This is a genomic window from Christiangramia sp. 3-2217-3z, from assembly GCF_051195275.1.
GTDB classification, from domain to species: domain Bacteria; phylum Bacteroidota; class Bacteroidia; order Flavobacteriales; family Flavobacteriaceae; genus Christiangramia; species Christiangramia marina.
Window position 1 is genome coordinate 448,415 of record NZ_JBNJLI010000001.1, and the last position, 12,154, is coordinate 460,568.

9 protein-coding genes are annotated in these 12,154 nt (G+C 40.4%); 1 reads left to right on the forward strand and 8 read right to left on the reverse strand.

The window, feature by feature from the left end; translation table 11 throughout:
- Positions 1 to 58: 58 nt before the first annotated feature.
- The 5 genes from uvrB to ACSHZO_RS02200 all read right to left on the reverse strand — a co-directional run bounded on the left by uvrB (position 59) and on the right by ACSHZO_RS02200 (position 8,262).
- Positions 59 to 2,062: an excinuclease ABC subunit UvrB gene (gene uvrB / locus ACSHZO_RS02180; RefSeq protein ID WP_298246448.1), complete on the reverse strand. Its 2,004-nt coding sequence runs from the start codon at positions 2,060 to 2,062 to the stop codon at positions 59 to 61.
- 70 nt (positions 2,063 to 2,132) lie between these two features.
- A complete protein-coding gene (locus tag ACSHZO_RS02185; protein ID WP_298246449.1) occupies positions 2,133 to 3,737 on the reverse strand; it encodes a T9SS type B sorting domain-containing protein in 1,605 nt (534 codons plus the stop codon).
- A gap of 1 nt (position 3,738) precedes the next feature.
- A complete protein-coding gene (locus tag ACSHZO_RS02190) occupies positions 3,739 to 6,495 on the reverse strand; it encodes a T9SS type B sorting domain-containing protein (protein ID WP_298246450.1) in 2,757 nt (918 codons plus the stop codon).
- Between the two features lie 25 nt (positions 6,496 to 6,520).
- Positions 6,521 to 7,357, reverse strand: a complete 837-nt coding sequence (locus ACSHZO_RS02195) for an ABC transporter permease (RefSeq protein ID WP_141877163.1) — start codon at positions 7,355 to 7,357, stop codon at positions 6,521 to 6,523.
- A complete protein-coding gene (locus ACSHZO_RS02200; RefSeq protein WP_295179664.1) occupies positions 7,357 to 8,262 on the reverse strand; it encodes an ABC transporter ATP-binding protein in 906 nt (301 codons plus the stop codon). Before ACSHZO_RS02200 ends, ACSHZO_RS02195 begins: the two co-directional genes overlap by 1 nt.
- Before the next feature lie 94 nt (positions 8,263 to 8,356).
- Between ACSHZO_RS02200 and ACSHZO_RS02205 the strand changes: the two genes are divergently transcribed.
- Positions 8,357 to 9,421 carry a hypothetical protein gene (locus ACSHZO_RS02205; RefSeq protein WP_295179662.1) on the forward strand — a complete coding sequence of 355 codons (1,065 nt, stop codon included), beginning with the start codon at positions 8,357 to 8,359 and terminating at the stop codon, positions 9,419 to 9,421.
- A gap of 47 nt (positions 9,422 to 9,468) precedes the next feature.
- Here the strand turns inward: ACSHZO_RS02205 and ACSHZO_RS02210 are convergent, their stop codons facing one another.
- The 3 genes from ACSHZO_RS02210 to ACSHZO_RS02220 are packed head-to-tail and all read right to left on the reverse strand — an operon-like array spanning position 9,469 to position 12,147.
- Positions 9,469 to 10,527 (reverse strand): nucleoid-associated protein, encoded by a 1,059-nt coding sequence (locus ACSHZO_RS02210; protein ID WP_295179661.1) that lies wholly within the window; start codon positions 10,525 to 10,527, stop codon positions 9,469 to 9,471.
- Between the two features lie 51 nt (positions 10,528 to 10,578).
- Positions 10,579 to 11,097, reverse strand: a complete 519-nt coding sequence (locus ACSHZO_RS02215; RefSeq protein WP_298246451.1) for an IS1096 element passenger TnpR family protein — start codon at positions 11,095 to 11,097, stop codon at positions 10,579 to 10,581.
- Between the two features lie 24 nt (positions 11,098 to 11,121).
- Positions 11,122 to 12,147 carry a COX15/CtaA family protein gene (locus ACSHZO_RS02220; protein ID WP_298246452.1) on the reverse strand — a complete coding sequence of 342 codons (1,026 nt, stop codon included), beginning with the start codon at positions 12,145 to 12,147 and terminating at the stop codon, positions 11,122 to 11,124.
- Positions 12,148 to 12,154: the final 7 nt, after the last annotated feature.

Below are 12,154 nucleotides of genomic sequence, written 5' to 3' on the forward strand. Positions count from 1 at the left end.
CTAGGACGAATTGGGTGATCCAAATATAGACGAATAATTAACACGGCAACTATTTATTTTAGTCACTATCGTTAATTTTTCCCTGGAGTATTTTGATCTCATCTCTCAACCTGGCGGCCTGCATAAAATCAAGTTCTTTAGCGGCTGTTTCCATAGCTTTCCGCTTCTCGCGAACTTTCTTTTCCATCTGTGGCTTGGTGAGATATTCGGCTTCAGCTTCCGCAGCTTTTAAGTCGGTACGCTCCTCGTCACCATAAATATCCAGCTTCTGTTTTACCAGGGCGCTATCAAATTTCTTATTAAGCTTAGTAGGAGTGATGTTGTGTTTCGTATTATAATCCATCTGTTTCTGGCGACGATACTCAGTCTGGTCGATCGTTTTCTGCATACTATCTGTGATTTTATCTGCATACAGAATAGCTCGTCCATCCACATGTCGGGCAGCTCTACCAATGGTCTGAGTCAGAGATCGGTTGCTTCTTAAAAAACCTTCTTTATCGGCATCGATGATCGCAACCAGAGAAACTTCTGGCAAATCCAGACCTTCACGCAGCAAGTTTACACCTATAAGAACATCAAAGATTCCGCGTCGAAGATCCTGCATGATCTCCACGCGTTCTAAAGTGTCTACATCTGAATGTATATAACGGCAGCGCACATCGATACGCGTCAGATATTTCGCCAGCTCTTCTGCCATTCTTTTGGTAAGCGTAGTAACCAGCGTTCTTTCATCTCTTTCTACCCGAACATGAATTTCTTCAATTAGATCATCGATCTGGTTCAAACTTGGGCGAACTTCCACAATTGGATCCAGCAGGCCTGTAGGTCTAATGACCTGCTCCACATAAACTCCTTCACTTTTCTGAAGTTCATAATCGGCTGGAGTTGCGCTTACATAAATCACCTGGTTTTGCAGGGCTTCAAATTCCTCAAATTTCAATGGCCGGTTGTCCATCGCAGCGGGGAGTCGGAAGCCATAATCAACCAAGGTCTCTTTTCTAGAGCGGTCACCACCATACATGGCATGAACCTGCGGAATGGTCACGTGACTTTCGTCTACGATCATCAAGTAATCATCTGGAAAATAATCCAGCAAACAGAAAGGTCTTGTCCCGGGAAGACGGCCATCCAGGTAACGGGAATAGTTCTCAATACCCGAGCAGTATCCCAGTTCCCGTATCATTTCAAGATCGAAATTCGTTCTTTCATCAAGCCTTTTTGCTTCGAGAGTTTTACCAATATCAGAAAAGTAATCAACCTGTTTTACCAGGTCATCCTGAATTTGATGGATCGCACCTTTTAAAACATCAGGTGAGGTCACGAACATATTCGCAGGATAAATATTCAGTCTTTGATATTTCTCGATAACATCATTAGTTCCGGGATCAAAGGCTTCAATCTCCTCAATTTCATCTCCAAAAAAATGAATTCTGAAAGCATTGTCGGCATAACTTGGAAACACGTCTACCGTATCGCCTTTTATTCTGAAATTTCCATGGGAAAATTCAGCTTCTGTCCTGGAATACAGCGACTGCACCAGGCTATGCAAAAATTTGGTTCTGCTAATTTCCATATCACGTTCAATGGAAACCACGTTCTTTTTGAATTCTACAGGATTACCGATTCCGTAAAGACACGAAACTGAAGCAACCACGATCACATCCCGTCTTCCGCTTAGAAGAGAAGAGGTGGTGCTTAAACGCAACTTTTCGATCTCCTCATTGATCGAAAGATCCTTTTCTATATAAGTTCCGGAAGTTGGTATAAATGCTTCTGGCTGGTAATAATCATAATAACTCACAAAATACTCAACAGCATTCTCCGGGAAGAACTGCTTGAATTCTGAATATAACTGGGCGGCAAGAGTTTTATTATGTGCCAGCACCAGCGTTGGCTTTTGGACCTCTTCAATAACATTGGCGACCGTAAAGGTTTTACCAGAACCGGTTACTCCCAGTAACGTCTGGAATTGTTCGTTTTTATTGATCCCGCTAACGAGTTGTTTGATGGCATTGGGCTGATCTCCCGTAGGTTTATAATCAGATTTTATATCGAATTTCATGAGGCAGTCTTCCTTTTTCCTAGCCCGACGAAATTAAACAATTACAGAGCTTTATTCAAGTTTTTGGCATTTACCTAACAAGTGAGAAATGACCTTTAAATTCCTGTCCAGTTTGTAACAAGACTCGAAACCAGTAGTCATCTGCCGGCAATGGCTGACCATCAAATGTGCCGTCCCATCCTTTGTCTGCCGCAGTTAGTTCTGTAATTAATTTTCCGTAGCGGTCAAATATGCTAATCTTATTGGCAGCAGCCGTTTCGCTGCTAATACCATTTAACTGCCAGAAATCATTGATTCCATCCTGATTGGGAGTGAAAAAGTTATCATACCCAATGATAGCAATTTGTGTTTTGATAATGGCGCACTGCTTTAGATCACGGATATAAAGATCCTGAAAACCGGAAGTAACATTCTCAAAAGTAGTACTCGTTTGAAAAGGACCATCTTCGTTTCCTATAGAATATTCATATGCTTCTGTGTTCGGAAAACTTATTTCAATAGTATTACTATTTGAATTAATAGCAGGCTGAACGAGAGAAATAGCTTCAACATTGGGAGGTTCATTCAGAATAAGTTCGATTCTCGTGATATTGAAGCAATCTGGATTCCCTGCTTCGGAAGTTCTTGCAAACAGGCTTTCTGCTCCTGCTGAAGTATATAAACTTGAAACAGGATTCGAATTTTCCCGGGCGGCATTTTCCGAAGTGAAAAAAGCGATATCGTGAGCTCCATTGATCCCACTCAGAATTTCATTATAGAGATCGCTTAATTCGTAGTCAGCGAGATTATTTTTGTCCAGATCGCATTGCATAAATTCTAAATTTTGAGCCACCAGAGGTCCATCATTGATGGTAAGGGTGAAATCTGTGATTTTTGAACAACCGGTAAGATCATTTTCAATGCGAGCAAAAATTGGTTTACTTGGGACGTCACTGGTATAAATATCGCTCAAGGCGTTGATACCGTCAGTAGCATCAGCAATAGTTTCATGGTAAGTAAGAGTAGTGTTATTCTGGATATTGATAATAGGTGTATTCTGGCTAAGATCGAAAATCGCGCTCCCGTTCGCATTGCAGGTTTCCAGGTCCATGCCTTCATTGTATTGTGGGCCATCTGGGAAAGGAAAGCCGCCGGTAGTAGCTGTTCCTGTCCACTCCAGTTCAAACGGACTGTTTCCCACAGGTCTGTCTATCACGATAAAATAGGTTTCCCCGGGCTCTACATCGAGATTTGCAACAAAGCTATCCCCATCTGGCCCAGGTCCTTCACTCGTTTCTGTCGATCTGGCATTTAAACCGGTGAAATTGGATGCTAAACCGGCGGCATTAGGATTCGTCGTAGAACAACGAATAGCGTTTCCGAGGTTGTTACAGCTGGCATTTGGACCAAAAATAAAGAAATCATAATCTACGTTGATATCATTACTGGTAGGTTTTAAATTAAACCCTAGTGATCCCGCTTTGGTAATTTCGATCTCCAGCCAAAGCGAGTTAGTCTCCTGGCTTGCACAATTGTTAGTGCCATTGAGTTCCTGGGTACCTATGCCATCTGCATTGCTGGAAATCCTGCCATCGCCACAAATTTTAATCGCTCCACTACAATCACTTGCAGGATTCTGAGCCCAGGAAAGTGCAGGGAACGTAAGGAAAAGAATTAAAATTCTTAATAATTTCATGTTATTCTCTAATAAGGGAGAAATGTCCTTTAAAAATTTTACCATTTTCGAGGCTGACTTCAAACCAGTAATCATCTGCTGGCATAGGTCTGCCATTAAAGTTACCATCCCAACCCTTAGTTTCGGGAGGAAGCATGGCTATGATTTTACCATACCTATCAAAAACTATAATTTTCTGAAATTCAAATCCGGGTTCAGAAATATCGTAGGGCCTCCAGAGATCATTCGAACCATCATTGTTTGGAGTGAAAAACGGCGGATGACCGTATAAAGAAACCTGCATTTCGCCAATCGAACATCCCATGCTGTTCTTAACATAAACAGTATGTTGCCCTCCGGGAACTCCTCGAAATTCCGGATTAGATTGATAGGGTCCATTGATATTATCCAGTGCGTAAACCGTATTTTCATCGGTTGAATTGGTAAAAATTAAGAGATCATTTTCGCTGCCATTATTGGAAATCTCTATTTCAGAAATTTCAGGAGCTTCAAATTTTTCGACATTAAAATCGATAGATCTTCCGCAGCCAGACTTCTTTAATGTAAGGCTTAATGAATAGTTGCCAGAATCGTTAACTTCGATGGTTCTACCAGTTTCGCCGGTACTCCATGTATAATCAAATTCATCCGGATTAGCAAGATCGAGATCATTACCAAGAATTACCGGGAAATCTGTTGCGCAACCATTCAGGCTCATCAGAGATTGAACTGCTGGGAAACCGGTCATTTCCAATTCTATACTTCCAAATCCATAGCAAATATTATCTGCATCTGCCCGAATATATAAGGTTTTTGGACTCGTAACATAATTATCAGGCAATGCATTAGTGCCAAGAATCGCATCATCTTCTGAAGTGTGAAAGCTCAGTTGAACGTTAGAATTTAAGCCAAGATCGTTTCTGGCATTTTCAGCAATAGTACCCAGATTATATTCAGCCGTACCATCACCCAGATCACAACCTGTAGCTGTTTCCAATGATAGATCCACACTTTCGGTAGTTTGAAGTCTGAAGCTTTTTATATCGTAACAATCACTTCCGAAGCCACTAATTTTTACAAAAACCTCTTCATTAGGAGCGTTGTTCCGGTAGATGTTATCCAGGGTAAGTTCGTTGTTCACATCGGCAATGGCATCTGCCTCACTTCCGTAGAAAAAAAGCTGAATACCGGACTGGCCCTGTGATAACTCTTCCTTGGCAAGTTGAAGATTAAAAGTTGCAATTCCATCTGTTGGATCTGAATCCTGAACATCACATTGTTTCAGAATAAAACCTGATGGTACATTGGGAATTTCAAAAATAGTCACTTCTTCGCAAACCGGGTCTTGAGGAATTCCATTGATGATCCCTGTTAGACTCACCGTATAAGTTCCTGCGGCACTATAGGTATGCGTAGGTGATGCGGCAGTTGAAGTGGCACCATCTCCAAACTCCCACATAAATGCGTCATATTTCGAGGCATCTCCTGCGGTAAATTCTGTAGTCTGTCCCAAGCAGATATTTTCATATTCAAAATTATTATTGAAAAGCGACTGTACAAATGGTGGCAGACCGAGCCTAACGACTTTGGGAGAAATATCTAAACTGTTGTGTCGGTAATTTACGTTTGCAGCGTCTTCTTCCGGTTCGTTGATCACAGACATCAGGTTCCATCTAACGAAGCCACCATCAGTAGAGTAACCAGCACGATATATCTTGCCATTAGGCGCTAATTGCAAAGCTCCAGCAACATTTCTGGAGGAATTTATCAAAGTGGCTGAAGCAGCAATATCTGTAGCTTCGAGATCAAATTGATATAATTCACCATTTTGTAAGACATCTTCTGTATTATAATTATTGGAAGTTGCGTACAGTTTAGTGGATTCCGGAGAAAATTCCACGCCGTATGGATAGGCATTGGCCAGCAGCAACTTTTCATTGGAAACTCTACCACTAAGATCATTGAAATCGTAGAGAAATACCTTTCCAGTTTTCTTAGCACCTCCGGAACGCGGACTCCCAATACTGGTTCCACTATAAGCCGCAGCCAGGTAATTTCCATCTGGAGAGATCTTCATATAGCCAGGAGCCGTAACGTTTAGATCCTGTTCGTTGATCCTGGGAGGAAAATTATTATTGATAGTGGAAATCACTGCGCTCGTATTTACTCCTGCGGAACTTACTCTAAAGGAGTAGAATTTATTAGTAAACTGAGTGACCACCCAGTACGAAACACAATCTCCCGCGATCACTGCAGAAATCTTTTCAGAACTTTTGAATTCTTTTTCCACGGGATCTGAAGGATCATAGGTAACGAGGTGAGTATTCTTGGTGCTCGCAATAATGCCACCATTTCCATTGTCAAGACTCATGTCTACTTCAGAAAAATGAACACCTTCAATAGGATCATTGGATATGCGGAAATAGTCTGGCTTGTCTACCGTGAAAATATAATAGAACCCGGGATTTGCAGGCTTCGGAACAATGATCGCCGATTGCGTACTAGAAACATTTCCTTTAAGATCACTCCCATTTAACATTACCTGATGATTGCGATTGTAAACTGTAGAACCATCAGTATAAAAAAGCAGATTTCCGTTTCTGTCTGAAATGCTAGCAGAACCTTCGATAGTGTTCAATACTCCATTGGTAAGCGGAACCGCTTCGCCTGAAGTAAATGATAATCCAGCGCCAACACCAAAATACCAGTTTGCTGCTTCCTGCTGGCCGTACATGAGTGTCGGCAGCAGGAATATGGCAAGGATCACTTTCAACTTCATACTAACGTAAAGCTATAAAATAAGTTTACAAATCACGCTTCTTCAGTAGAAATAATGAAAGGTATACAAATATGAAAACCCAGGCGATCACGATGAGTAACTGGTACCAGTGGATACCATAATCTTTATCCAACTCCCCACCAATCTGGTTGGCCGCTGCTTGTACTGCATTCAACCTGGAGAATGGTTCTACAACAAGATTGCTCATGGATTCCAGAGGGAAAAACTGCATGATATTAGTGGCAATATCGGTCCCTTTAAAAACCTTGAAATTTAGGACGCCATAAAGAATGCTTTCAAAAATAGCCCAGACTACCAGGAATCCCAGGGCGAATGCAGATCTTTTGATCAGTATTCCAAGAAACATACAGAAGGCAAAGAACCCGGTAAGTTTGACAAAATAAGCCAGCAGATATTCCAGGTCTGAAACTACTATAGAGAATTCAGTAAAATCTGAAAAGGAGTACCCAAGGATAATGGTTACTATAAAAAGGAAGATCGTAGATATTCCAGAAAACACCAGTACAGTGAGAAATTTGGAAAGAATAAATTCCTTTTTACTCAATCCATCAATTAAATTCTGTTTGATCGTACGGTTGCTGTATTCGTTCGACATCATGGAAACGATGACGATCGCAAGAAAGATCTTCAGCAGTGCAGCGATATAACTATTAAAATGCCATATATAAGGAAAGTTAAAAATTCCCTGGTCTGCAACTCTAAACTGTATCTGGCCAATATTAAATTCAATAGAGGCGATAAGCGCAATAAATGTGATGAGTATAAAATAAGTAATAATCAGGATCCTGGCAGATCTGCTATATCTTAATTTATTGTATTCTATCTCGAGTAAACGTAACATTATGCTTCGGCGGTTTGGTTGGTTAATTGAAGGAACTGTTCTTCCAGGCTTTCCTTACGCTTTATCAAAAATGATAAGGACAAGCCCTGGTCAAACAAATAGCGGTTGATCTCTTCTGCTTCCATTGGTTCATCAAGGAAAGCGGTAAGAGTTCCTTCTTTGTCGGTGATCTTGCCAATTTTAGGATGCTTTTCCAGCAATTCCTGAAGTTTTATCATGTTGCCGGCTTTCAGTTCAAAGAATCCGTGACTGCTAACGATTTCGTCAACGGGACCACTATATAGTTTTACACCTTTCCGAATGATAACTACATGAGAACAGACCTTTTCTACTTCGTCCAATAAATGTGATGCCAGTAAAATGGTGGTTCCACCAGAGGCGATCTTTCTTATGATCTCCCTAATCTGGTGGATTCCCTGAGGATCGAGTCCGTTTGTAGGTTCATCCAGAATTAAGATTTCAGGATCGTTAAGCAGGGCAGATGCGATAGCCAGACGTTGTTTCATTCCTAGCGAAAAAGTTTTGAACTTACTATCCTTTCTGTCGAGCAAGCCAACGATCTCCAGTTTTTCCTGAACCTTTGCTTTGTTCGTACCTTTAATCTTGCAAACCAGGGCCAGATTTTGTGCCGCAGTCATATAGGGATAAAAGTTAGGATGCTCGATAATGGCACCCACCTTTTTTAAAGCATTATGTGTAGAGGTGTTGCCATCGAACCAGCGAAAATCGCCTGAAGTTTTATTCACGACATTAAGAACCATTCCAAGCGTAGTGGATTTACCGCTTCCGTTGGGTCCAAGTATACCGTAAACGTTCCCTTTTTCAATGCTGAAACTCAGGTTGTCCACGGCGGTCATTCCGCCAAATTTTTTGGTGAGATTGTTTAGTGTTAGTATTGTTTCCAAGATTGATGAATTGTTTGATATGTGTTGACGAAGTTAGACTTTTGTTACAAGTTTTAGCATATTAAGCTTATTTTTGAGCAAAACGAGGGATTTTATGGAAGAAAAACTGATGTCACAAAAGAAGCCGGCGTTCCCCGTGAACGAACGCTTTAACCGTTATCTTCAGAAATATAACCGTAATACCAAGATTCCAGTTTTTTATGATGATCTACTCAGGTTTTCAGGTTCTGTGGTAGTGTACGACCAGCATGATGAGGATACGTTCTGGGTGCGTTGTTATTATCCTGAATTTGAGCGTGTAGAGATCGATAACAGTCTTAAAAAGGTATATACTATCCTACACTCCGATGGTAGTGATGATTCTCTCAATTATCTAAATGTGGATGCGATCGATTACTGCACCTTCGGAAATTCAAAACCCTTCAGAATAAAAGTTCGGAATATTCTGAATGATAGTTTTACCTATTTCTATGTAAAAAAAGCTGATGCCTCCAGATTATACGGACTCGAATTCGAGCACTTGCTTTCTCCACACAGGATCAACTTTCTGGTTTACAAAGATACCCTGATTGAAGAGCATATTGCAGGAATTCCAGGCGATGTATTTATTGAAGACCACTTACCAAAATGTGATCTTCGGGCACAAACCCAGATCGCCAAGCAGTTCGTAAAGTTCAATGAACGCTGTACTGTACGATTATTAGGTGATATGAGATCTTATAATTACGTGGTGATCCCAACTCATGATTTCGATCATGTAGAGTATCAGATTCGGGCGATCGATTTTGATCAGCAGTGTTTCGAGGGTAATTTAAAAGTTTACCGTCCACAATTCTTCAAGGAAAACTTCCAGATGGTGCAACTGGTTTCAGATAAGCTGGAAAACTCATCGATAGAACAATATAGAAAAGAAGAGCGATCCTTGCTGGCTAAGAGAATGATCAATACGCAGAGCAGGTATAAAGAGCTCATTCGTTGTATGATCAATGACCATGTGTCTACAAAGGATAATGTGAAAATGCTTAGAAATCAACTATATGCTTTCTCAAAGGATATGAAATTCAAAAGGGCAAGTACCATGGGACAGATTCTGCGAACTGCGCTGGATTTCGTGAGAAGAAATTATGAAAATGTGAATACTCAGCGTATGCTGGATTAAAAAAAAGCGGTGAATTATTCACCGCTTTTTTTTAAGTCTTTACTTTTCTATTTCTTTTCCTCTTTGTTGAAGTAGACGAGATAGTAATACATCTGTTTATCTTCATCCCATCCTTTTTCTACAAATTTTTCAGCCGACTCTGCACTAACAAAATCCATTTTAATCTGTATGTTCGTATCTAAGGTGATCACGTTTTTGATCTTCTTACGTGCATCTGTCACCGCTTTATTTGCGATGGGGAAACTGGTGAGATCTTCAACTTTATATTTTGGAGCTTTTTCAGTTTTATAATTCTGAAATTCGGGGATAAGATCTGGATTATCGATCACAGAATTGATATAATTGGACTCCTCGAAGTCATCGTTCTTAGCGAAGTAATCCATACTTCGGTTCATGAACATTACTTCCTGTTTTTTATCTTCCGCAGGCAATACCACATCCTTCGCAAAATTCTTGGCAAAATTCAGGTAGTTCTTGGTGAAATAATTCTCATCTGCAAGTACATCCACACCTAGAAAGTTTTCCAGCCAGTATTTCGTGTCATAGCGGTTAGAATCCACAGAAAGAATTTTAAAACCTTCAGCCTGGTTGCTATTAAAGATAATCGCGCCTTTATCCAGTTTCTGCAAATTCACTCCCTGCTGCACGACCATTTCCAGGTTGCTCTGGCTTTGTTCAAACTGCAGGAAATCGTGCTTTAATTCAGATTTAAAAATGCCAATAGCCGGAACTTTGATGTTATCCAGTTGCATTCCTTCAAAGTAAACTACATAAACTTCACCACTTTTGATATGTGGGTGAGTAGACTGCTCATACAATAAAGTCGCTATCCTCTTGGAATATTCGTGGGTATTATATGGATCGTCAAAGATTTTATTAGAAAGATTGTACAGCTCGTTGAACTCAATATCGGTTTCATGATGAAAACGATAATATGATTCCTCTTTTTCGCGGAAAGGTTTAAGGAAATATTCCTTGATAAGAGGTTTGATCTCATCATCAAGTTTAAAGGTAGAAGCGGAAAGAAAAATATTTTCACCGCGATTCTTATTTCCAACCCTGTGGATAGATAGCGATTCTATCTGCGCATTAAAAAGATTGATCATATATTTCTGAAGTTATTTTAAAAGTTAGTATTCATTCTGAAGTAGTGCTACTTAATTCCAGTTCTCGTCGAACTCAAAATCATCGTAACCATCGGTTCCGTAGCTATCATCAAAACCATCGTCATCTGGTGAGCCATCTTCATTTTCACCTGTAAATTCCTTTTCCGGAGCATCATCAGGAATTTGTCCATGAACATACATCAGGTTTGGATAATCTGTTCCTTCTTCAGCTTCTGCAATTTGAGCAAGCTCCACAAAGAAAGTCCACATTTTCAGAAAATCGTACACGTAGATAAGCTTTGTTTCTTTTTCAGAAAGAACACTATCCAGCGTTGTCTCATTCATCAACTTGATAGAAGTATCATTTCCACTCATATCGAACTGGTGGATTTCTTCACCCTGGTTCCATTCCTCGTCACTTATGTAAAAAGAAGCCATTTCGGTTCCGTCGAATCCAAAAGACTGAACGATAGTGTTATGGAGATCTTCCAATGTGCTGTCATGCAACATTTCGATATCTCTGAAAACATCTTCCTTGGCATCTAAAATTACACGAAATCTATATATCATATCTCAAAAAATTGGAGGGCAAAGTTACGTTTTTTTAATCTTTTCAGGCGCATAAATAGTCTCCATTAACAGGTAGAATTGAACACCAAACAGGAGGGAGGCTATCACCAGGTGAAGTGGTTGCGATAGAAAGGGGAAGTCGAAATTATACATAGCGACTCCAGTTGCAACTTCCAGTAGAATAAAGACGATTACCCAATTCACCCGTGACTGGAATAAGTTATTCTGGCGATTTTTCCACCATAAGAATACATTCAATAAAAGCACTATGATAGAGAAAGATCTGTGAATATAAAAAGTAAGATTCGGGGCGGCCAGCCATAATTCTTCAGCGTTATATCCGAAGCTTCGAACCTGCTCATCTACAAATTGTCGAACCTGTGTGCCCATCACCACCTGTATGAGCGTTAGGATCACGGCGAAGATCAAAAGATTCTGAAAAGTAATGGTTTTAAATTTTCCTGAAGCGTGCTCCCGGCTTATATACAATAGGTATAGCAAGACCGCCACGATTACCAGGGCCATTACCATATGAATAGTGATCTTGGCCGGTGCCAGTACCGAATATACCACGGTAGCTCCAAGCCATGCCTGGAATCCCATCATAAGCACGCTAAGCCAGGATAGGATCGTAATTCTTTTACTTTTTCTGAATTTTTTAAACGACAGTATTGCCATGATCAGGACGGCAATTCCTGCAAGAGCTCCTACAAGCCGATTAATATATTCTACCCATGTATGAGTTGGATTGAAAATGGCGTAATCATGCTTTTCGTAACTTTCCCAATTATTCGGATTGTAGTTTTCTGCTGAAGTAAAATCTGAAGCAGCAACCTGTAAGGTTTCATCTACGATGATCACCTGTCCTTCTTTATAAGCCCTGTTCGGCTGGAATTTTATTTCTGAAACTTCAGAAGGAGGGATGTAGTATCCAAAGCATTTTGGCCAGTCTGGGCAGCCCATGCCTGAGCCGGTCATTCTAACCACGGCGCCGGCAACTATTACAAGATAAACCAGGATTAACGAGATTTTGACCCAATTTCTATACATAGCAATA